This window comes from Kaistia granuli DSM 23481, from assembly GCF_000380505.1.
GTDB lineage: Bacteria > Pseudomonadota > Alphaproteobacteria > Rhizobiales > Kaistiaceae > Kaistia > Kaistia granuli.
This window is the reverse complement of record NZ_AQYH01000010.1, coordinates 56154-76501: the sequence shown is the minus strand read 5'-3', so window position 1 is coordinate 76501 and position 20348 is coordinate 56154. Positions and strand designations below refer to the sequence as shown.

18 protein-coding genes are annotated in these 20348 nt (G+C 65.9%); 9 read left to right on the top strand and 9 right to left on the bottom strand.

Annotated features, from left to right (window positions below; all coding sequences use genetic code 11):
- Positions 1–4 precede the first annotated feature (4 nt).
- Positions 5–1573 carry a helicase HerA-like C-terminal domain-containing protein gene (locus G342_RS0115450; RefSeq protein ID WP_018184064.1) on the bottom strand — a complete coding sequence of 523 codons (1569 nt, stop codon included), beginning with the start codon at positions 1571–1573 and terminating at the stop codon, positions 5–7.
- A gap of 189 nt (positions 1574–1762) precedes the next feature.
- Here G342_RS0115450 and G342_RS0115445 point away from each other — a divergent pair, with 189 nt between their 5' ends.
- The gene (locus tag G342_RS0115445) at positions 1763–2170 is read left to right on the top strand and encodes a DUF4332 domain-containing protein (RefSeq protein WP_018184063.1); all 408 of its coding nucleotides are present in this window, start codon (positions 1763–1765) and stop codon (positions 2168–2170) included.
- A 355-nt stretch (positions 2171–2525) separates the two neighbouring features.
- Here G342_RS0115445 and G342_RS0115440 read toward each other — a convergent pair whose 3' ends face one another.
- Complete coding sequence (locus G342_RS0115440; RefSeq protein ID WP_018184062.1) at positions 2526–3095, bottom strand: fasciclin domain-containing protein; 570 nt, start codon at positions 3093–3095, stop codon at positions 2526–2528.
- 375 nt (positions 3096–3470) lie between these two features.
- Between G342_RS0115440 and G342_RS0115435 the strand changes: the two genes are divergently transcribed.
- Positions 3471–4649, top strand: a complete 1179-nt coding sequence (locus G342_RS0115435) for an aminotransferase (protein ID WP_018184061.1) — start codon at positions 3471–3473, stop codon at positions 4647–4649.
- 37 nt (positions 4650–4686) lie between these two features.
- On the opposite strand, the gene G342_RS0115430 is transcribed toward G342_RS0115435, so the two are convergent.
- Positions 4687–5379, bottom strand: coding sequence for an anti-sigma factor (locus G342_RS0115430; protein WP_026304483.1), 693 nt, complete (start codon positions 5377–5379; stop codon positions 4687–4689).
- Complete coding sequence (locus G342_RS0115425) at positions 5369–5935, bottom strand: sigma-70 family RNA polymerase sigma factor (protein WP_245557294.1); 567 nt, start codon at positions 5933–5935, stop codon at positions 5369–5371. Before G342_RS0115425 ends, G342_RS0115430 begins: the two co-directional genes overlap by 11 nt.
- Before the next feature lie 120 nt (positions 5936–6055).
- On the opposite strand from G342_RS0115425, the gene G342_RS0115420 reads away from it, so the two are divergent.
- Positions 6056–7861, top strand: a complete 1806-nt coding sequence (locus tag G342_RS0115420; RefSeq protein WP_026304482.1) for an ATP-binding cassette domain-containing protein — start codon at positions 6056–6058, stop codon at positions 7859–7861.
- Positions 7862–7883: 22 nt separating this feature from the next.
- Here the strand turns inward: G342_RS0115420 and G342_RS0115415 are convergent, their stop codons facing one another.
- Positions 7884–8945 carry a LacI family DNA-binding transcriptional regulator gene (locus tag G342_RS0115415; RefSeq protein ID WP_018184057.1) on the bottom strand — a complete coding sequence of 354 codons (1062 nt, stop codon included), beginning with the start codon at positions 8943–8945 and terminating at the stop codon, positions 7884–7886.
- Between the two features lie 188 nt (positions 8946–9133).
- Here G342_RS0115415 and G342_RS0115410 point away from each other — a divergent pair, with 188 nt between their 5' ends.
- The 6 genes from G342_RS0115410 to G342_RS0115385 all read left to right on the top strand — a co-directional run bounded on the left by G342_RS0115410 (position 9134) and on the right by G342_RS0115385 (position 15349).
- The gene (locus tag G342_RS0115410) at positions 9134–10378 is read left to right on the top strand and encodes an ABC transporter substrate-binding protein (RefSeq protein ID WP_026304480.1); all 1245 of its coding nucleotides are present in this window, start codon (positions 9134–9136) and stop codon (positions 10376–10378) included.
- A gap of 93 nt (positions 10379–10471) precedes the next feature.
- Positions 10472–11362, top strand: a complete 891-nt coding sequence (locus G342_RS0115405) for a carbohydrate ABC transporter permease (protein WP_018184055.1) — start codon at positions 10472–10474, stop codon at positions 11360–11362.
- A complete protein-coding gene (locus tag G342_RS0115400; RefSeq protein ID WP_018184054.1) occupies positions 11362–12276 on the top strand; it encodes a carbohydrate ABC transporter permease in 915 nt (304 codons plus the stop codon). Before G342_RS0115405 ends, G342_RS0115400 begins: the two co-directional genes overlap by 1 nt.
- 3 nt (positions 12277–12279) lie before the next feature.
- Complete coding sequence (locus G342_RS0115395; protein ID WP_018184053.1) at positions 12280–13368, top strand: ABC transporter ATP-binding protein; 1089 nt, start codon at positions 12280–12282, stop codon at positions 13366–13368.
- Positions 13369–13439: 71 nt separating this feature from the next.
- Positions 13440–14195, top strand: coding sequence for a sugar phosphate isomerase/epimerase family protein (locus tag G342_RS0115390; RefSeq protein WP_018184052.1), 756 nt, complete (start codon positions 13440–13442; stop codon positions 14193–14195).
- 14 nt (positions 14196–14209) lie between these two features.
- Positions 14210–15349, top strand: a complete 1140-nt coding sequence (locus tag G342_RS0115385; protein ID WP_018184051.1) for a Gfo/Idh/MocA family protein — start codon at positions 14210–14212, stop codon at positions 15347–15349.
- 48 nt (positions 15350–15397) lie between these two features.
- Here the strand turns inward: G342_RS0115385 and G342_RS0115380 are convergent, their stop codons facing one another.
- The 4 genes from G342_RS0115380 to G342_RS24315 are packed head-to-tail and all read right to left on the bottom strand — an operon-like array spanning position 15398 to position 20267.
- Positions 15398–15856 (bottom strand): periplasmic heavy metal sensor, encoded by a 459-nt coding sequence (locus tag G342_RS0115380; protein WP_018184050.1) that lies wholly within the window; start codon positions 15854–15856, stop codon positions 15398–15400.
- On the bottom strand, positions 15856–16314 hold the full coding sequence (locus G342_RS0115375; protein ID WP_018184049.1) for a hypothetical protein: 459 nt from the start codon (positions 16312–16314) through the stop codon (positions 15856–15858). The genes G342_RS0115380 and G342_RS0115375 overlap by 1 nt, the downstream gene beginning before the upstream one ends.
- Entirely contained in the window at positions 16311–17066 is a 756-nt protein-coding gene (locus G342_RS0115370) for an RNA polymerase sigma factor (protein WP_083931242.1), read from the bottom strand. Before G342_RS0115370 ends, G342_RS0115375 begins: the two co-directional genes overlap by 4 nt.
- A 12-nt stretch (positions 17067–17078) precedes the next feature.
- Positions 17079–20267 (bottom strand): efflux RND transporter permease subunit, encoded by a 3189-nt coding sequence (locus tag G342_RS24315; RefSeq protein WP_156831000.1) that lies wholly within the window; start codon positions 20265–20267, stop codon positions 17079–17081.
- Between the last annotated feature and the right edge of the window lie 81 nt (positions 20268–20348).

Sequence of the window (20348 nt, the reverse complement as noted above, 5' to 3'; positions counted from 1 at the left end):
GCGCTCAGCGGACGCGGAGAATGCTGCCGAGCACACCGCGCACGATGGAGCGTCCAACCGAGCCGCCGATCGAGCCGGCGACGCTTTTGCCGATATTGGCGGCGACGTCGCCTGCCACCTTGTTGGTGACGGTCCGGGTCACGTCGCGCGCCACACGCTGGGTCGCCGTGAACCGTTCGCCGCGCTTCTTGTTGGTGCCGAGCAGCGAGCCGAGGATCGAGCCGACGTCGAAGCCACCCGACTCCCGCGCGGCGCCGGCCTCGCCTTCCGCCGCCGCGGCCTGCGCCTGCTGCTGGCCGAGGATCTCGTAGGCCGACTCGCGGTCAACCGTCTTGTCATAGGTCATGCCGACCGGGCTGGTGGCGATGATCTGCGCCCGCTCGGCCGGGGTGACAGGCCCGATGCGCGAGGATGGCGGCCGGATGAAGGTGCGGGCGACGATGCTGGGCACGCCCTTCGGCTCCAGCGTCGAGACCAGCGCCTCGCCGACGGCGAGCTGGGTGATGACGTCCATCGTCTTGAAGGCCGGGTTGGGCCGGAACGTATCGGCGGCGACCTTGACCGCCTTCTGGTCGCGCGGGGTATAGGCGCGCAATGCGTGCTGGACGCGGTTGCCCAGCTGCGACAGCACGCTGTCCGGCACATCGAGAGGGTTCTGGGTGACGAAATAGACGCCGACGCCCTTCGAGCGGATCAGCTTGACCACCTGCTCGACCTTTTCCAGCAGCGCCTTGGGCGCCTCATCGAACAGCAGATGCGCCTCGTCGAAGAAGAAGACCAGGCGCGGCTTGGCCGGGTCGCCGACCTCGGGCAGCACCTCGAAAAGTTCCGACAGCAGCCAGAGCAGGAAGGTGGCGTAGAGCCGGGGCGAGCTCATCAGCTTGTCGGCGGCGAGCACATTGACCATGCCGCGCCCGTCGAACGTGGTACGCATCAGGTCCGCGATGTTGAGCGCCGGCTCGCCGAAGAAGGCGTCGCCGCCCTGATTCTCCAGCACCAGCAACTGGCGCTGGATGGCGCCGACCGACGCCTTGGTGACGTTGCCGTACTTGGCCTGGATGGTATCGGCATTCTCGGCCATGAAGCCGAGCATGGCGCGCAGATCCTTGAGATCGAGCAGGAGCAGCCCCTGCTCGTCGGCGACGCGGAAGGCGATGGTCAGCACGCCTTCCTGCGTGTCGTTCAAATTCATCAGCCGCGCCAGCAGCAGCGGCCCCATCTCGCTCACCGTCGTGCGGATCGGATGGCCCTGCTGGCCGAACAGGTCCCAGAAGATCGTCGGGCAGGCGCTGAACTTGTATTCGTCCTGGAAGCCGAGCTCCTCCGCCCGCTTCATCAGGAAATCCTTCGGCTCGCCCCGCTCGGCGATGCCGGAGAGGTCGCCCTTCACGTCGGCGCAGAAGACCGGCACGCCGGCGTCGGAAAAGCCCTGAGCCATCACCTGCAACGTCACGGTCTTGCCGGTGCCGGTGGCGCCGGTGACCAGTCCATGCCGGTTGGCGAGGCCGAGTAGCAGGTATTCCGGCTTGTCGCTCGTCCCGAGATAGATCTTGTCCGCTTCCAGCATCGGCATCGACACATTCCTCTGGCATCGCCCCTCCTGAGATCGAAGGGCATTGGCGACCTTATAGAACCGAAATCCGGCAGCGCAATCTACCGGTAACGACCCCGTCCGACGAGATGACTTGCCTTAGCGGGACACACAAGCGAACATCCCCGCCTAGACTTCAAACACTTGGGATTCGCTCAGGAGAGTTCGAGAATGTCTTACCCCATCAAGGATATCGAAGGCATCGGCGCTGTCTTCGCAGAGAAGCTGGTTGCCGCGGGCGTCCGAACGACAGGCGCTCTTCTTGAGCAGGCGAAGGATCCGAAGGGGCGCAAGGCGCTGGCCGAAGCTTCCGGTCTCGACGAACAGAAGATCCTGAAATGGGCCAACATGGCCGATCTGATGCGCATCAAGGGCGTGGCGGAAGAGTATTCCGAGCTGCTGGAAGCGGCCGGGGTCGACACCGTCAAGGAACTGAAGACCCGCCGGGCCGACAACCTCACCGCCAAGATGGTCGAGATCAACACGGCGAAGAAGCTGGTCCGCCAGCTGCCGTCGGAAAAGCTGGTCGAGAGCTGGATCGAGCAGGCGAAGAACCTGCCGCCGATGCTGACTTACTGAGCTGGCTGGGCAGCACCCTGCCCTTTCCGCCAACGAAATCGCCGGGCGCCGGAGCTTCTGCCCGGGGCATTGGACTTAAGCCTCCGACAAGGGGACGCCGCCCCGGCGGGCGGGGCTTCCGCCGGGACGGCGTCCTGCGCCGGCAGCAATGCGTATTCCGGCGCACGGGCGGTTCGCGACCTGTGGGAGGCAGAGAGGTCGCCCACCTGTCTCCAAGCTACGAAGCGGCGACCGAGAAGGTTTCATGGCGGCCAAACTTTTCTTTCGGGCCAGCCCGGGGGCGCCGACGGGGGCGCTTCCGACAAAAGGAACCCGGCCTGACGGCCGGGTCCATAGGTTCTCGTCCCCCGGGAGATCAGGGGATGAGCACCGTGTCGATCACATGGATGACACCGTTCGACTGGTTGACGTCGGCGATGGTGACTTCGCCCTTGCCGCCCTTCGCGCCCATCAGCCAGACCTTGTTGCCGTCGACCTTGAATTTGATGCTCTCGCCCTCGACGGTCTTGTATTCGGCCATGCCGTTCATCTTCTTGGCAGCGGCGACGATATCGGCGGCGGACAGCTTGCCGGGCACGACATGGTAGGTCAGCACGGCGGTCAACTTGTCCTTGTTGGCGGGCTCGAGCAGCGTCTCGACCGTACCCTTGGGCAGCGCGGCGAAGGCCTCGTTGGTGGGGGCGAACACCGTGAACGGGCCCTTGCCCGACAGGGTGTCGACCAGGCCGGCAGCTTTCACCGCCGCGACAAGCGTCGTGTGGTCCTTCGAATTGACGGCGTTCTCGACGATGTTCTTGGTGGGATACATCGCCGCGCCGCCGACCATCGTGGTCTTGGCGAAACCGGGCGTGGCCAGGGTGGCGACTCCGCCCAGGGCAATGCTTGCAACGGCTGCGGCGCGAACGATATTGGTGAAACGAGACATTAGACTTCCTCCTGCGACGGCGAGCATGACCGCGTCGATCCAGATCCAACACTCGAAGTCCCGTTCAGATTTCCTCAAACAAATGCTACGGACGAGCACAGATATATCCTTCACAGAAATCGCATGCGGCGCAGGCGACACTGATAGACAACAAGGTCCGAACATTTTTATTGAAGCCGTCTGAAGCGTACTTCCACTAGCTTATACGAACCTTGGCGAGAACGGTTTCACGACGGGATCAAAAAACTTGCCACTGAGGCGAAACCGCGATCGGAGGGAAGGAAAATGCACCCTGCCGGATCAGGACGCGGTGGCACGGGATTGCTTGCACCGGCTGGGAGCGCGCCATAATCTCCGCGCCGAGTGGAGTTCCTGATGAAACCGACCAATCCCGTCTATACCGGCCTTCCGACCACCATCTTCGAAGTGATGTCGCGGCTCGCCATCGAGCATGGCTCGATCAATCTCGGCCAGGGCTTTCCCGATGTCGACGGCCCGGAGGACGTCCGCCGGATGGCGGCCGAGGCGCTGATCGCCGGGCCGAACCAGTATCCGCCGATGATGGGCGTGCCGGCGTTGCGCCAGGCCGTGGCGAGCGCCAACAAGCGCTTCTACGATCTCGATGTCGACTGGAAGACCGAGGTGCTGATCACCTCCGGCGCGACCGAGGCGCTCGCCGACATCTTCACGGCGCTGATAGAACCCGGCGACGAGATCGTCGTCATCGAGCCGCTCTATGACTGCTATCTGCCGCTGATCCGCCGCGCCGGCGGCATTGCCAAGCTCGTGCGCGTGACACCGCCGCATTGGGAGCTCGATCGGGACGCGCTGAGCGCCGCCTTCTCTGCCAAGACGAAGGCGATCCTGATCAACAACCCGATGAACCCGGCCGCCAAGGTGTTCACCCGCGACGAGCTCGCCTTCATCGCCGAACTCTGCGTGCGGCACGACAGCTATGCCATCTGCGACGAGGTCTACGAGCACATCGTGTTCGACGGGCTCGAGCACATCCCGCTGATGACGCTGCCCGGCATGCGCGAGCGCGCCATCCGCATCGGCTCGGCCGGCAAGACCTTTTCGCTGACCGGCTGGAAGGTCGGCTACGTCACGGCGACGCCGCGCCTGCTCGATCCGATCGCCAAGGCGCACCAGTTCACCACCTTCACGACGCCGGCGGCGTTGCAGGCGGCGGTGGCCTATGGTCTCGGCAAGGATGACGGTTATTACGCCGGCCTCGCCGGCGATCTGGCCAGCAAGCGGGATCGCCTCGCTTCGGGCCTCGAACGACTCGGCTTCGGCGTCGCGCCCTGCGCCGGCACCTATTTCGTCACCGCCGACTTCTCCCCGCTCGGGCTTTCCGACAGCGACGCGGAGCTCTGCCAGCGCATGACGGTCGAAGCGGGCGTCACCGCCGTTCCGGTCTCCGCCTTCTATGACGGCGACGCCCCGGAAAGTTTCGTCCGCTTCTGCTTTTCGAAGCGCGACGAGACCCTCGACGGCGCGCTGGAGCGTCTGGGTACCTGGATAGACCAGCGCGTCAAGGCGGTCGCCTAGGACATTTTCGAGCGATCCAACGAATGCTGGCGGCCGATCACTCGGCCGGCAACAATTCGCCGATATAGACGACCGGGCCGGTGGCCTGCCCGGTCGGCGAGCCGCCCTTCGGCTCCAGCGAAATGGCGAGCTTCTCGCCGGGCTTCAGCGACACGTTCATCGCCATAAGGTCGCTGAGATTGTCGGCGACGCCCATCGACACCGTCGGGCCCTCGGCCGGCACCTGCCAGAGCTCGAAGCTCTTGTCCGGCGGCGGCGCCTCGCCGACGCGGCGCAGGCGGATCATGCCGGAATTCGTATCGACCGAGGCGACGAAGGCCGGCTTGCCGCCCTCCCCGTTCAGCACAGCGACATAGTTCATGCCCGCCATGGGTGGCGGCGGCACCTCGCGGTCGCTCACGATGAAGATCGCCAGTGCCGCAGCCATCGCGCCAAAGCCGATCGTCGCCATGCGCAGGCGACGAACGGTTCGCTCCAGTAGCAGCACGCGCGCGGAACTTCCGCCCCCCGAACGGATGCGAGCCAGAATGCCGGCCCAGACACCCTGCGGCGGCGTCTGCTCGCCGGCCAGATCGGCGAGCGGCTGCAGCCGCCCGGCCCAGCCGCCAATCGCCGCGCGAAGGGCCGGATCGCCGGCGCTCCGCGCCTCGACGCTTTCCCGTTCGGTCTTGTCGAGCGTGCCCAGCACATATTCGCCGGCCAGCCCGTCCATGTCGTCCCTATCGGCCACCGAGGCACTCCTTCAACGCGATCAGGCTGCGCCGCAGAATCGTCTTCACGGTCGCGACCGGCTTGTCGAAACGACGCGACAGTTCCTCCCGGCTGTAGCCGTAGCTATAGGCCAGCAGCACCATGCCGCGCCGATCGGCATCCAGCCCCTCGAGGCAGCGCCGCAATTGCGGCCCGGTCAGCCCGTCCGTCGTCGTGCCCGGCGCCGGCAGCTTTTCCGCCAGTTCCTCGTCGATGACGATCGTCGTCGCCGAAACCCGTTCCGAGCCCTTGCGCACGGCATCGATCGCCGTATGACGGGCGATCGTCGTCATCCATGTGATCGGGGACGCCAGGGACGGATCGAACCTGTCGGCATGGTTCCAGATCCGGACCCATGCCTCCTGCAGCGCTTCTTCGGCGGCTGCCTCACTGATTGCAATACGCCGGACGATCGCGAAAAGTTTCGCCGAGGTGCGGTCATAGAGCGTTTTGAACGCCGCCTCGTCCCGCGAGGCGACGGCGCGCATGAGGTCGACCAACTCCGCCTGCGGCGACGTACCGGAAACCCGATCCACCAAGTTCGTCCTCCCCGAGCCCTGATGCCGGTAGCCCGAGCATAGGCGAAACACGGTTCGGCCACCATGGCCCGCGCGATCCGCCTTGCTCCCGGCAGCGCCGACCGCTACATCCCGCGCATGGCTCCTCCTCTTCTTCTCCTCCAGGATATCCGCCTCACCTTCGGCGGACGCCCGCTCATCGAAAACGCGACGCTATCGGTCTCGGCCGGCGAGCGGCTGTGCTTCGTCGGCCGCAATGGTTCCGGCAAGTCGACGCTCCTGAAGATCGCAGCCGGCACCGTCGAGGCGGATGCTGGAACGCGATTCGTGCAGCCGGGCGCGACGCTGCGCTACCTGCCGCAGGAGCCGGATCTCTCGGCCTTCCCGACCGTGCGCGCCTATGTCGAGGCGGGCCTCGGACCGGGCGACGACCCGTATCGCGCCACCATGCTGATGGAAGCGCTCGGCCTGACCGGCGACGAGGCGCCGAACACGCTTTCGGGCGGCGAGGCGCGCCGCGCCGCGCTGGCACGCGCCATCGCGCCCGAGCCGGACGTGCTGCTGCTCGACGAGCCGACCAACCATCTCGACCTGCCGGCGATCGAATGGCTGGAAGAGACGCTGAAATCGATGCGTTCGGCGCTGGTGCTGATCAGCCATGACCGCCGCTTCCTGGAGCGCCTGTCCAAGGCAACGCTGTGGCTCGATCGCGGCACGACGCGACGGCTCGAACAGGGCTTCGCCGCCTTCGAGGAATGGCGCGACAACGTCCTGCATGAGGAAGAGAAGGAACGCGAGCGGCTCGATCGCAAGATCAGCCAGGAAATCGACTGGGTCCGCTATGGCGTCACCGCGCGACGCAAGCGCAACATGGGACGCCTGCGCAAGCTGGAAGGCCTGCGCCAGGAGCGCCGCGACCAGCGCCGCGCCGTCGGCAGCGTCAAGCTACAGGCGAGCGAGGGCGACGTCTCCGGAAAGGCCGTGATCGAGGCGATCGATGTCTCGAAGTCGTTCGGCGAGCGGCCGATCGTCCAGGATTTCTCCACCCGCATCCAGCGTGGCGACCGCATCGGCCTGGTCGGCGCCAATGGCGCCGGCAAGACGACGCTCCTGAATCTCCTGACCGGCGTGCTGCCGCCCGACAGCGGCATCATCAAGCTTGGCACCAATCTGCAGATGGTGACGCTCGATCAGCGCCGCGAAAGCCTCGATCCGAGCCTGCGTCTCGCCGATGCGCTGACCGAGGGACGCGGCGACAGCGTCATGGTCAATGGTGAGTCGCGCCATGTCATCGGCTATATGCGCGACTTCCTGTTCACGCCCGAGCAGGCGCGCGCGCCGATCACCGCGCTTTCCGGCGGCGAGCGCGGCCGGCTGATGCTGGCGCGGGCGCTTGCCCGCCCGTCCAACCTGCTGGTGCTCGACGAACCTACCAACGATCTCGACCTCGAGACGCTCGACCTGCTCGAAGAGCTGCTCGACGACTATCCGGGCACGATCCTCCTCGTCAGCCATGATCGCGACTTCCTTGACCGGGTGGCGACATCCGTCATCGTCGCCGAGGGCGACGGACGCTGGACCGACTATGCCGGTGGCTATTCCGACATGCTGATCCAGCGCGGCACGGCAGCACCCGCCCGCGCCGTCGCCAAGACGGAACGCAAGGACGAGAAGAAGCCGGCTGCCGAACGCGTGCCGCCGGCAAAGAGCAAGCTCTCCTTCAAGCAGAAGCATGCACTCGAAACCCTGCCGGCCAGGATCGAGGCGCTGACCGCCGAGATCGCCAAGCTTGAAACGACGCTCGCCAAGCCGAACCTGTTCGCGACCGACCGCAAGGCGTTCGACACCGCGAACACCCGCCTCGCCGCCGCGCAGAACGAGCGCGACGTCGCCGAGGAGGAATGGCTGACGCTGGAAATGCTGCGCGAGGAACTGGCGGGCTAGGGTTTGCCTTAAGGCAAGACCCTCACCCCAGCCGCCGTACGCTCTCGCGCACCACCAACTCGCAAGGCAACCGGACCTTCGAGGTCGGCACCGCGCCATCGCGCGCCGCCATGCGGCGCAGCAGGTCGCTCGCCGCGAGGCGGCCCATCTCGGTACGCGGCTGGCGCATCGTCGTCAGCGCGGGATCGTAGTGGATGGCGTATTCGGTGTCGTCGAAGCCGATCACCGACACATCGGCAGGAATGCCAACGCCCTTGTTCTTCAGGGCGCGCATGAAACCGAGCGCGATTTCGTCGGCCGCCGCGAACACCGCCGTCGGCTTGTCGGCGAGATCGAAATAGCGCGCCGCCGCGCGGTCGCCCGAGGCGAAGTCGAAATTGCTGGCGCCGCGCCAGATCAGCGCCTCGTCGACCGGCAGGCCCGCATCGCGCAGCGCGTCGCAATAGCCGCCGAGACGCTCCTGCGCCTCCAGTCCGCCCTCGGCGCCGGGAATATGCGCAATACGCCGGTGACCCTGGCTGATCAGATAGCGCACGGCCGCCGCCGAGGCGTTGCGGTTGTCGACGTCGAAGACGGAGATATGCTCCGTGCCGGGAACCTCCGAGAACATCAGCGATTTAGGCACCGTGTCCGGCACGGAGGCGAATTCCTCGTCGCGCGGCACGTTGCCGGTGACGACCAGCACGCCGTCGACCTGGCCGGCCCGAATGACCCGCGCATAGTGCGTCTCGCGTCGCCGGCTCTGGCGCGTATAGCCGATCAGCACGCCGTAGCCCGCCTCTGTGAACACCTCTTCGAGGGCGTTGAGCACGGGCGTGAAGAAGGAATTGCCAATCCCCGGCAGAAGCACCAGCACCATCTTGGTCGATTTGGCGCGCAACGATCGGGCCGCCGCGTTCGGCGTGTAGCCCGTCTCCCGGATGGCGGAAAACACGGCTTCACGGGTAGCCACGGCGACACGGTCCGGCAAGGCCAGCGCCCGGCTCACCGTCGCCGTCGACACCCCTGCCCTGCGCGCCACGTCCTGGATCGTGACCGCGCGCGGCGGGCTATCGAGTTCCGGTAGTTCCGATGATTGCGACATAAGCCCCTTCGACGCCGACTCTGTTTCTTTCGCACTGCAAAATAAGTTTGCGTTGACAGCCGGTGCAAGGAGTATACGGTAGATGTAATCGATTACAAGAATACGGACATCGCAAGTCCGACGGATCGGTGACGAAACGTTCTTCGAGCAGACGCCTCGATGGGGCGTCTCATACAGGGAGGATAAGCATGAAGCGCGTAACGCGAGTGCTCTTGGGCGCCGTTGCGATGGTGGGTTTGGTCGTGGGCGTTGCCCAGGCCGATCCGCAGAAGGCCGAGGTATTCCACTGGTGGACCTCGGGCGGTGAAGCCGCCGCCGTGCAGGAATTCGCCAAGGCGTTCAACGCCGCCGGCGGCGAATGGGTCGATACCGCCATCGGCGGCTCGGGCAGCACCGCGCGCCCGATCGGCATCAACCGCATCATCGGTGGCGACCCACCGGCCGCGATGCAGTTCAACACCGGCAAGCAGATCGACGAGCTGGTCGCCCAGGGTCTGATCCGCAACCTCGACGATATCGCCGAGAAGGAAGGCTGGAAGGCTGCCCTGCCGCCGGCATTCTATGAAGCCGTGACCCGCGATGGCCATGTCATCGCCGTGCCGGTCAACAATCACGGCCAGAACTGGGTCTGGTACAACAAGGCCGTCCTCGAAAAGGCCGGCATCGCCGAGCCGACGACCTGGGACGAGTTCTTCGCCGCGGGCGACAAGCTGAAGGCAGCCGGCATCATCCCGGTCGCCGTCGGTGGCCAGCCCTGGCAGCTCAACCTGATGCTGAACGCCATCCTGCTCAGCGAAGGCGGCAAGGATCTCTACCTCAAGGTCTACAAGGACCTCGATCCGGAAGCGGTGAAGTCGCCGGAATTCAAGAAGGTCGCCGAGATCTTCGGCAAGCTGCGCGACTATTCCGACCCGGGCAATCCGAACCGCGACTGGAACGTCGCGACCGGCATGGTCATCTCGGGCAAGGCCGGCTTCCAGTTCATGGGTGACTGGGCCAAGGGCGAGTTCGTGCTGGCCAATCAGGTCGCCGGCAAGGACTTCGGCTGTATCCTCGGGCCGGGCCAGAAGAACTTCATCATGGGCGGCGACGTCTTCATCTTCCCGAAGCTGAAGGATGAAGCCGGCACCAAGGCGCAGGACCTCCTCGCCACGGTCATGATGTCGAAGGACGCCCAGGTCGCCTTCAACGCCAAGAAGGGCTCGGTTCCGGTCCGTCTCGACGTCGACAACTCGGCGCTCGACGCCTGCGCCAAGATCGGCGTCGAAGTCCTGCAGGACCCGGACAAGCAGATCCCGGCCGCCGACATCCTGGCTTCGGCCGACGTCGTGCAGAGCCTGACCGACGTGGTGGCCGAATACTGGGCCAATCCGTCGATGACGGCCGACGCCTTCATCGAGAAGTGGAACACGGCCGTCGACCAGGCGAAGTAACGCCTCGGAAACGACATTCCGGCGGCGCCGCTCTTGCCGCGCCGCCGGAAATGTCCATCCATACTCCAGTCTGAGCCAGAGAGGTCGGGAAGCGTGAAGCCTCGCCGCCGGAAGAATGTCGCCAGCTATGTGGCGCTGATACCTGCCTTCATCATCGTCGTCTTCGCCTATCTGGGGACGATGCTGTGGACCGTGCAGATCTCCTTCACCGACTCCAAGCTGCTGCCGTCGATGAACTTCATCGGCATCCGCCAGTACGAGCGGCTGTTCGCGACCTCGCGCTGGATCATCTCGCTGGAGAACATGGTCATCTTCGGCATCGGGCTGATCCTCGTTTGCCTGGTGCTCGGCTTCCTGATGGCGGCAGCGCTCGACCAGAAGATCCGCTTCGAGAACACGTTCCGGACGATCTTCCTCTACCCCTACGCCATGTCGTTCATTGTCACCGGCCTTGCCTGGCAGTGGATCCTCAATCCGACGCTCGGCGTGCAGCAATATGTGCGCAATCTGGGCTGGACCAACTTCCAGTTCGACTGGATCGTCCAGAATGACCGCGCCATCTATGTCGTCATCATTGCTGGTGTGTGGCAGGCCTCCGGTCTCGTCATGGCGCTGATGCTGTCGGGCCTCAGAGGCATCGACCAGGAACTCTGGAAGGCGGCGCAGATCGACGGCATTCCGGCCTGGCGCGTCTATCTCAACATCGTCGTGCCGATGATGCGGCCGACCATCATCACCTCGGTGGTGCTGCTCTCGCTCGCCGTGGTGCGCGTCTACGACCTCGTCATCGCCCTGACCGGCGGCGGCCCCGGCATCTCGTCGGAAGTGCCGGCCAAGTTCATCCTCGACTATCTGTTCGGCCGCTCGAACATCGGTCTCGCCACCGCCGCCTCGTCGGTGCTGCTGGTCATCGTCCTCGTGATCATCACGCCGTGGCTCTACTACGAGTATTTCCGGCCCGAACGCGCCAAGGGAGGCAAGTGATGTTGCAGGCAACGTCCAGGGCTACCGCGGCCAACGCCGTCGAGCCGTCCGGCCCTCGCCCCAGATCGGTCACCGCCGGTCGCGTCGGTCTCTATGTCTTCCTTGCCTTCGCAGCTCTGTTCTTCCTGCTGCCGATGTATGTGATGATCGTCACCTCGCTGAAGACGATGGGTGAGATCCGCATCGGCAACATCTTCTCGTTGCCCACCGAGGCAACGATCGAGCCCTGGATCCAGGCCTGGAATTCCGCCTGCACCGGGTTGAACTGCGGCGGCATCAAGGTCGGCTTCTGGAACTCGGTCCGTATCCTGATCCCGAGCGTCATCCTCTCGATCTTCATCGGCGCGCTGACGGGCTATGCGCTGTCGCTCTGGCGCGTGCGGGGCGCGAACCTGCTGTTCGCCGTGCTGCTGCTCGGTGCCTTCCTGCCCTATCAGGTGTTCATCTATCCGCTGGTGCGCATCTATTCGACCATCGGCATCTACGGCACGATGACGGGCATCGTCGTCACCCACATCATCTTCGGCCTGCCGCTGATGACGCTGCTGTTCCGCAACTACTATGCGAGCCTGCCGATCGAGCTGTTCAAGGCGGCCCGCGTCGATGGCGGCGGCTTCTTCCAGATCTTCTTTCGGCTGATGCTGCCGATGTCGACGCCGATCGTCATCGTCGCCTGCATCCTTCAGGTCACGGGCATCTGGAACGATTTCCTGTTCGGCGTGATCTTTGCCGGCCGCGAGAACCTGCCGATGACGGTGCAGCTCAACAACATCGTCAATTCGACCCAAGGCGAGAAGCTCTACAACGTGAACATGGCGGCGACGATCCTGACCGCCCTCGTTCCGCTCGTCGTCTATTTCATATCGGGACGCTGGTTCGTGCGCGGTATCGCCGCCGGCGCCGTGAAGGGATAAGCCATGGCCACCGTCTCCATCCGTGACCTCGAAATCGAATTCGGCAACCTCAAGGTCCTCAGGAATCTCGATCTCGAAATCGAACAGGGCGAGTTCATCGTCCTGCTCGGCCCCTCCGGCTGCGGCAAGTCCACTTTGCTCAACGCCGTCGCCGGTCTGCTCGACGTCTCGGCCGGCCAGATCTGGATCGGCGGCAAGAACGTCACCTGGGAAGAGCCCAAGGACCGCGGCATCGGCATGGTGTTCCAGTCCTACGCGCTCTACCCGCGCATGACGGTGACCGGCAATCTCTCCTTCGGCCTGCAGATGGCCAAGACGCCGAAGGCGGAGATCGAGAAGCGCGTCGCCCGCGCCGCCGAGATCCTGCAGATCCAGCCGCTGCTGAACCGCCGTCCGGCCGAGCTTTCCGGCGGCCAGCGCCAGCGCGTCGCCATCGGCCGCGCGCTGGTGCGCGACGTCGACGTCTTCCTGTTCGACGAGCCGCTCTCCAATCTCGACGCCAAGCTGCGCACGGAGCTGCGCGTCGAGCTGAAGCGCCTGCACCAGGGCCTCGGCTCGACCATGATCTATGTCACGCACGACCAGATCGAAGCGCTGACACTGGCCGACCGCATCGCCGTGATGAACGGCGGCGTCATCCAGCAGCTCGCCTCGCCGAAGGAGATCTACCGCCGGCCGCTCAACCGCTTCGTCGCCGGCTTCGTCGGCTCGCCCTCGATGAACTTCATCGACGGGACGCTGGCAATCGAGGAAGGCCGCGCCGCCTTCGCGCTCAAGGACGGGACGCGGATCGATCTCACCGGCTACGAATTCGACGCGCGGCCCGAGCACGGCCGACCGGCGACGCTCGGCATCCGGCCCGAGCAGATCGATCTCGAGAAGCGCGAGGCCGAATCGTCGACCCTTCCCGTCAACCTGACCCTGATGGAGCCGATGGGCGCCGACAGCCTCGTCTGGGGCGATGTCGCCGGAACGCAGTTCTCGGTGCGCATCGACGGCGACGCCCATGTCGACACACCGTCCTCGGTTGACGCGTGGTTCCAGCCCGCGCAGGCTTCGGTCTTCGATCTCGCCACCGGCGCACGCCTCTGAAGAAGTCCTCCCTCTCCCTCTGGTCCACGGTTTCGGGCCGCTCCTTCATACCGACGCAAGAAAGACTTCCCATGTCGCAGCACAAGATCTCGTTCCAGCTCTACTCCGCCCGCAATTTCCCGCCGCTGGAGACGATCCTCGAAGGTCTCGCCAAGATCGGCTACGACGCGGTCGAACCCTATTATCCGCTCTATGGCGACGATCCGGCCGGCTACCGCAGACAGGTCGACGCCGTCGGTCTGGTGACGCCGACCTTCCATGCGCCGATCGACGGCGTCACCGGCGAGACGGAGCGCTTCATCGACATCGCCCAGACCATCGGCGCGCAAACGATCGTCATCCCCTATCTGGTCGCCGAGCAGCGCCCGACCGACGTCGACGGCTGGAAGAAGCTGCACGAGGCGATGGCGGTCGCCGCCGAAAAAGCGAAGGCGGCGGGCCTCGGCCTCGGCTACCACAACCATGACTTCGAATATGCGACGCTCGCCGACGGCTCGCGCCCGATCGACTACCTGATCGGCAACGGTGTTTCGTCGGAGCTCGACCTCGGCTGGGTCGCCCGCGCCGGCAAGGACGTGGCGGCGGAGATCGACAAGCTCGCCGGCGAAACCATCGCCTTCCACATCAAGGATCTCGCTCCGGCCGGCACGGCCGAGGAAGACGGCTGGGCCGATGTCGGCCATGGCGTCGTCGACTGGAAGTCGCTCTGGCCGCACATCGCCAAGGCGCCGAAGGCCCAGATCCTGGTCGCCGAGCACGACAATCCGGCCGACTGGAAGCGGTTCGCCGAGCGTTCCTTCGTTTCCATCAAGGCCCTGGTTTCCTGAAAGGCAGCCGTTCCATGTCCAAGATCCACCAGATCGGCCTGATCGGCGCCGGCAACATCTCGGAAGCCTATCTGAAGCTCGCGCCGCTGTTCCCCGGCACCAAGATCGTCGCCGTGGCCGACCTATCGGCCGAGGCGGCGAAGGCGCGTGCCGGCCAGTTCGGCGTCCGCGCGCTCACCGTCGATGAGCTGCTTCGGGATTCCGAGATCGACACGGTCATCAACCTGACCATCCCCTCGGCCCATTACGAGGTGTCGAACGCCATCCTTTCGGCCGGCAAGCACGCCTATTCGGAGAAGCCGTTCGCGCTCTCCGTCGAGGACGGCAAGAAGCTGGTCGCCGAGGCCGATGCGCGCGGGCTGAAGCTCGGCAGCGCGCCGGACACCTTCCTCGGCGGCGGTGGCCAGACGGCGCGCAAGCTGATCGACGAGGGCAAGATCGGGCGCGTCATCGCCGGCACCATGCACGTCATGAGCCGCGGCATGGAGATGTGGCATCCCAATCCCGGCTTCTTCTTCCAGCCGGGCGGCGGCCCCATCCTTGACCTCGGCCCCTACTACATCGCGGCCCTGGTCAACCTGCTCGGCCCGATCAAGACGGTTACCGCCGTCGCCAGCAAGGGCTTCGAAGATCGTCTGGTCACGGCCGACGGCCCGCTCAAGGGCAAGACCGTGCCGGTCGGCACGCCGACGACGATCAATGCGATCCTGAACTTCGCCTCCGGCGCGCAGGTGACGCTGTCGGCGAGCTGGGACGTCTGGAAGCACGGCCACGCCAACCCGATCGAGCTCTACGGCTCGGACGGCACGATGCTGGTCCCCGATCCGAACTTCTTCGGCGGCACGATCCGCTATTCGAAGGAAGGTGGCGACTATATCGAAGTCGACACTTCGGACGCGCCGTTCGGCAAGTCCAACTGGCAGGACGGCAAGCACGCCAACTACCGCATGCTCGGCGTCGCCGATCTGCTCGATGCCGCCGACAGCAACCGCGAGCCGCGCTGCTCGGGCCGCGTCGCCCTGCATGCGCTCGATGCCATGGTGTCGATCCTGCAGGCGGCGGCCGAGAGCCGCGTGATCACGCTCTCGACCACGACGGAGCGTCCGGCCCCGCTGACGGCGGCCGATGCCGCGAGACTGACCGCGGCGCGCTGAACCACGCGCGCCCCATCGAGCCGGGATCGTTCCGCGATCCCGGCTTTTCTATTTGGAGGGAGCCGTCGCCAGCGCCGCGCGCTGTTCGGCAGGCAGGCTCTGCACCGCCTCGAAGGTGCGGGACTGGATCTGTTCCTGCATGGCGCCAACCTCGAGCCGGATATCGCGCAGATGCGCGTCGATCGCCGCCTTGTCCGGCACCGGCGCCGCCACCAGCACGTTGAGCTCGGAGCGGAGCTTCTTCAACTGGTCGAGCCGCGCGACGATATCCGGCTTCAGCGGCGCCAGCTGCGCCTCAATCGTCTCGATCGCGTCCGGCGACAACCGATCCTTGAGCCAGCGCAGTTCCGTCCGGATGATGCGGGGCCCCTTTTCGTCGCCACCATGACGGAAGCGAATGAGATCGGTGACCGTCGCGCCGACAAAGAAGGCGTTGAGGCCGAGCGAGGCGACGAGAAGGCACCAGAGCAGCGTACGCCTGGCCTTTGGCGAAACGGTCAGCGCCATCAGAAATCCGCCTCCGACGGGCCGAATACCAAAGTGTCCAGCTGCACCACCTCGATGCTGGGCTGGTTGCGAAGATCCGGTATCCGGTCAGCGAAGGCGCTGCCGAGGCCGGCCGAGACGAGCATGACGGCAGCGAGCGCGGCAATCCGCCGACGCCAGTGCACCACCTTCGCCCCCGTTGCCTCGAGCAATTTCCGGGTGATGCGCTCGACGGACCCGTTCTCGGCGATGCGGCGGTCGAGTTGGGCGGCAGCCCGCTTCAACCGCTCGGCATTCGCCGCCGTCTGGTCCCGATAGGCCCGGAAATCGCGATCTGCCAGCAGCGCCTCGCGGGCGCGGCGCACCAGCATCAGATCGGGCCACTGGCCGAGATCGGGGCCCCAGCGATCAATGGCGTCGTGCAGATTGGCCGGGCCGCTGATCAGTTCGGAGCTATTCCCGCCGGATGTCTTGATCATGACCCTCTTCCTTCCTGCCGACCTTCGCCGTCCTTGCCGACGAGCAGGCTGCGAAGCCTGCGCCGGGCCCGGGCGAGAAGCGATTCATAGGCGTGCTCGCCTATCCCCATGACGTCGGCCGCCTCGGCCTGTCCCAGTTCCTGGAAATGCGCGAGGACGATGACCGTGCGCTGGCGCTCCGATAGTTTGTCGAGCGCCGCCTGGACGATGCGGCCGTCGTCCTGGCGCACCAGATGGCGCTCGGGCGTCGGGCTCTCGTCCTCGAGAATGTCGTCGAAGCCGTCGATATCGACATGCGGCCGCCGCCGGCGCAGCCGGTCGATCGCGATTCGGTAGGCGACCTGGTGCAGGAAGGTGCCGATACGGGCCTGCGGCTCCCAGGTTCCGGCCTGCTTCCAGAGACGCAGCAGCGCCTCCTGCACGACCTCTTCCGCCTCCGCCAGATCGGAGAGCACGGACGCGACGAAGCGCGTCAGCTTGGGCGCCTCGGCGGCGATCAGGCGCGCGAAGGCGCCATCCTCGCCGTCGGCCACCGCCTGCATCAGCGCGTGGTCGGCGCGGATCGCCGCATCGTCACCCGGATCGTCCATTCCCGCCAATGCCTGCGCCCGATCTTTCCAATCCTCGAAACCGGCCGCGTCGCCCGCTCGTCCGCCCGGAAGCAGACGATAGCGCATCGGCGCTGCCGTGGCAGCCGTGGCGGCCGCGACAACTCGCTCGTCCGGTTTCTCGTCGGGTCGAAGCAGAGCCACGCTACCCTTCTCCTATTCCGCCGCGATCGCCAGAGGCGGCGTCTGGCGTTCCTCGACAGGCTGGTCCTTGCGACGGGCGGCTTCCATCGCCTCGACTTCGGCGAGTTCACGCACCAGGCGCTGTTCCTCGGCGACGCGCGGCTTGGAGAAGCCTGCGAGCAGGAGGAAGGAGACCGGCGTCAGGAACAGGGTGGCGAGCGCCGAGACGCCGAGGCCGCCGACCATGATCCAGCCGAGCGCGGCGCGCGCTTCCGAACCGGCGCCGCCGGTCAGGATCAGCGGCAGGCCGCCCAGCACCGTCGCGATCATCGTCATCAGGACGGGGCGCAGGCGGATCAGGCAGGCGTCACGGATCGCCTCGCGCACCGACAGGCCCTCGTCGCGCAGCTGGTTGGCGAACTCGACGATCAGAATGCCGTTCTTCGCCATCAGGCCGACCAGCATCACCAGACCGATCTGGGTGTAGATGTTGATCGAGCCGCCGGAGAGCAGGATGGCGTAGATGCCGGCGGCGACGCCGAACGGCACCGTCGTGAACAGGATGGCGGCCGAGACGAAGCTCTCGAACTGCGCCGCCATCACCAGCAAGATGATGATCACCGCGAACAGGAACGTCTGCAGAATGCCGCTCGACGTTTCCGACAGCGTCCTCGCTTCGCCCGTCAGCACGATGTTCATGCCGGCCGGCAGGTCTTTGGCCGCCGCCTCGTCCAGGATAGTCATGGCCGAGCCAAGGTCGACGCCGGGGGCGAGCGTCGCCGTGATCGGCACGGCGCGGCGCAGCGACTGGCGCGCCAGCGTCGGCGAGGTCGCGCCCTCGCTGACCGAGATCACCGAGGAGAGCGGTACCATGGCGCCGCTGCCCGTCCGCACCTGCACGTTCATCAGATCGCTCGGCGTGACGATCATGCCGTCCGGCGCCAGCGCCGTGATGTCGATCTGGTCGTCGCCGATGTAGAAATTGCCCATGTCGGCGCCTGCCAGCAGCGTCGAGACGATCGTGCCGATGTCCTCGACCGAGACGCCGAGATCGGCGGCGCGGTCGCGGTCGATGTCGACCGAAAGCTGCGGCTGGTTCAGATCGTAGTTGAGCTGGACGTTGGAGAAGGCCGGATCGGCGCCGAGCGTGTCGATCAGCGTCTGGGCCGCCTTGGTGATGCCGTCATATTCGACCCCGGTGACCGCGAAGGTCAGGCCCTGGCCACCACCGCGGATGCCGAGGCTGTTGCCCTGGCGCAGATTGATGACGGCGCCGGGGATGGAGCGAAGCTTCTGGCCGATCTCGGCGCTGATCTCGGCCTGGCTGCGGCGGCGCTCGCCCCAGGGCGCCAGGGTGACGAACATGAAGCCATTGCTGGGGCTGCCCCAGTTGCCGGCGACGGAAAAGATGTTGGTCGCCTCGCCGGACTTCAGCAGCGGCTCGACGACGCTGGTCACCAGCTGCATCTGCCCCTGCGTGTAGTCGACGGTTGCGCCCTGCGGCGCGTTCATGGCGATCATCACCGCGCCGCGGTCTTCCTGCGGCGTCAACTGCTGCGGCAGCATCTCGAAGGCGAAAAAGGCGCCACCGGCGAAAATCGTGCTGATCATGACGATGACGAGCGGCGCCTTCAGCGAGAAATCGAGCACGCGTTCATAGAGCCGCTGGCCGACGCCGCCGATCGCTTCCGTGACCCGCACCAGCGGATTGGGTCCCTTGCCGGGCTTGCGTGCCTTGGTGTCGAGGATGCGCGAGGCCATCATCGGCGCCAGAGTCAGCGCGACGAAGGCGGACAGCGCCACCGCGAAGGCCAGCACGAAGCCGAACTCGGAGAACAGCCGTCCGGCCGTCCCCTTGAAGAAGGAGATCGGGATGAAGACGGCGGCGAGCGTCGCCGTGGTCGAGATGACGGCGAAAAACACCTGCTTGGCGCCGAGCACGGCGGCGGCGCGCGCACCCATGCCCTCGGCGCGGCGGCGGGTGATGTTCTCCAGCACGACGATGGCATCGTCGACCACCATGCCGGTGGCGAGCACCAGCGCCAGCAGCGTCAGGATGTTGAGCGAGAAGCCCATCAGATACATCGCCGCGATGGTGCCGAGCAGCGAGACGGGCACGGTGACGGCGGGGATCAGCGTCGAACGGAGGGAGCCCAGGAAGAGATAGATGACGCCGATCACGATGATGATGGCGAGCAGCAGGCTGCGTTCCACTTCCTCGAAGGAGCCGGCGATGAAATCGGCGTCGTCCGAGGTGATGCGGATCGAGACATCCTTCGGCAACGTCGACGTCAACTCCTCGACAGCGGCGCGCACCGCCGTCGAGATGGCGAGCGTGTTCGAGCTGGCCTGGCGCACGATGCCGATGCCGACGCCGGTGCGGCCGTTGACCTGCAGGCTCGACGACTTCGCCGCCGGGCCGAAGACGACGTCGGCGACGTCACCGACCCGGGTGTCGCCCTTGATGCGGATCGCCTTGACGTCGTCGGCATTCTTCACGCTGGCGTCGGCGCGCACGAACATGTTGCGGTTCGTGTCTTTCAGATTGCCGGCGGGCACGTCGAGCGCGACGGTCGAAAGCGCCGTCTTCAGGTCGGCGACGGTGAGGCCGAAGGCGGCCAGCCGCATCGGGTCGACATAGATGCTGATGTTGGGCGAGCGGTCGCCATTGACCTGGACGTCGGCGACGCCGTCGACCGCCTTCAGCCGATCGACGATGACGTCGTTGACCATCTTGGTCAGGTCTTCGATCTTCAGGCTCGGCGAGGTGATGGCGAGCCGCATGATGGCGTCGCCATTGGTGTCGGCCTTGGCGATCGTCGGCGGATCGGCATCGTCGGGAAGGTTGCGCTGCGCATTGCCGACGGCGTCGCGCAGATCGTTGGCGGCGACGTTGATGTCGGTCGAGTCGGAGAACTGCACCGTGACGCGGCTGCGGCCGCTGGTCGATTGCGAGGAGATGTCGGTCCAGCCGGTGACGCCGGCGGCCGCCTTCTCGATGATGCTGGTGATCTCCTTGTCCATCGTATCCGGCGTGGCGCCGGTATAGGTGGTGGTGATCGTGACCACCGGCTGGTCGATGTTCGGCAGTTCTCGGATCTCGACGCCACGATAAGCCGCGAGGCCGGCGACGACGATCAGGAGATTCATCACGATCGCCAGCACCGGCCGGCGCACCGACAGCGCCGAGATGCCGCCGGGCACCGCGCCCGTCTTCGGCATCGGATCGTGCTGCATGTCGTGCGCGGCGGGCTCGCCGCCGGTGGCGAGCGGCTTCTGCGTATCGGGTCCGTCGGCGCGCAT

Excerpts from the sequence above, each read along its gene's own strand:
- G342_RS0115450 (WP_018184064.1), bottom strand. The coding sequence starts at position 1,573 with ATGCCGATGCTGGAAGCGGACAAGATCTATCTCGGGACGAGCGACAAG.
- G342_RS0115445 (WP_018184063.1), top strand. The coding sequence starts at position 1,763 with ATGTCTTACCCCATCAAGGATATCGAAGGCATCGGCGCTGTCTTCGCA.
- G342_RS0115440 (WP_018184062.1), bottom strand. The coding sequence starts at position 3,095 with ATGTCTCGTTTCACCAATATCGTTCGCGCCGCAGCCGTTGCAAGCATT.
- G342_RS0115435 (WP_018184061.1), top strand. The coding sequence starts at position 3,471 with ATGAAACCGACCAATCCCGTCTATACCGGCCTTCCGACCACCATCTTC.
- G342_RS0115420 (WP_026304482.1), top strand. The coding sequence starts at position 6,056 with ATGGCTCCTCCTCTTCTTCTCCTCCAGGATATCCGCCTCACCTTCGGC.
- G342_RS0115415 (WP_018184057.1), bottom strand. The coding sequence starts at position 8,945 with ATGTCGCAATCATCGGAACTACCGGAACTCGATAGCCCGCCGCGCGCG.
- G342_RS0115410 (WP_026304480.1), top strand. The coding sequence starts at position 9,134 with ATGAAGCGCGTAACGCGAGTGCTCTTGGGCGCCGTTGCGATGGTGGGT.
- G342_RS0115400 (WP_018184054.1), top strand. The coding sequence starts at position 11,362 with ATGTTGCAGGCAACGTCCAGGGCTACCGCGGCCAACGCCGTCGAGCCG.
- G342_RS0115395 (WP_018184053.1), top strand. The coding sequence starts at position 12,280 with ATGGCCACCGTCTCCATCCGTGACCTCGAAATCGAATTCGGCAACCTC.
- G342_RS0115390 (WP_018184052.1), top strand. The coding sequence starts at position 13,440 with ATGTCGCAGCACAAGATCTCGTTCCAGCTCTACTCCGCCCGCAATTTC.
- G342_RS0115385 (WP_018184051.1), top strand. The coding sequence starts at position 14,210 with ATGTCCAAGATCCACCAGATCGGCCTGATCGGCGCCGGCAACATCTCG.
- G342_RS0115380 (WP_018184050.1), bottom strand. The coding sequence starts at position 15,856 with ATGGCGCTGACCGTTTCGCCAAAGGCCAGGCGTACGCTGCTCTGGTGC.
- G342_RS0115375 (WP_018184049.1), bottom strand. The coding sequence starts at position 16,314 with ATGATCAAGACATCCGGCGGGAATAGCTCCGAACTGATCAGCGGCCCG.
- G342_RS24315 (WP_156831000.1), bottom strand. The coding sequence starts at position 20,267 with ATGCCGAAGACGGGCGCGGTGCCCGGCGGCATCTCGGCGCTGTCGGTG.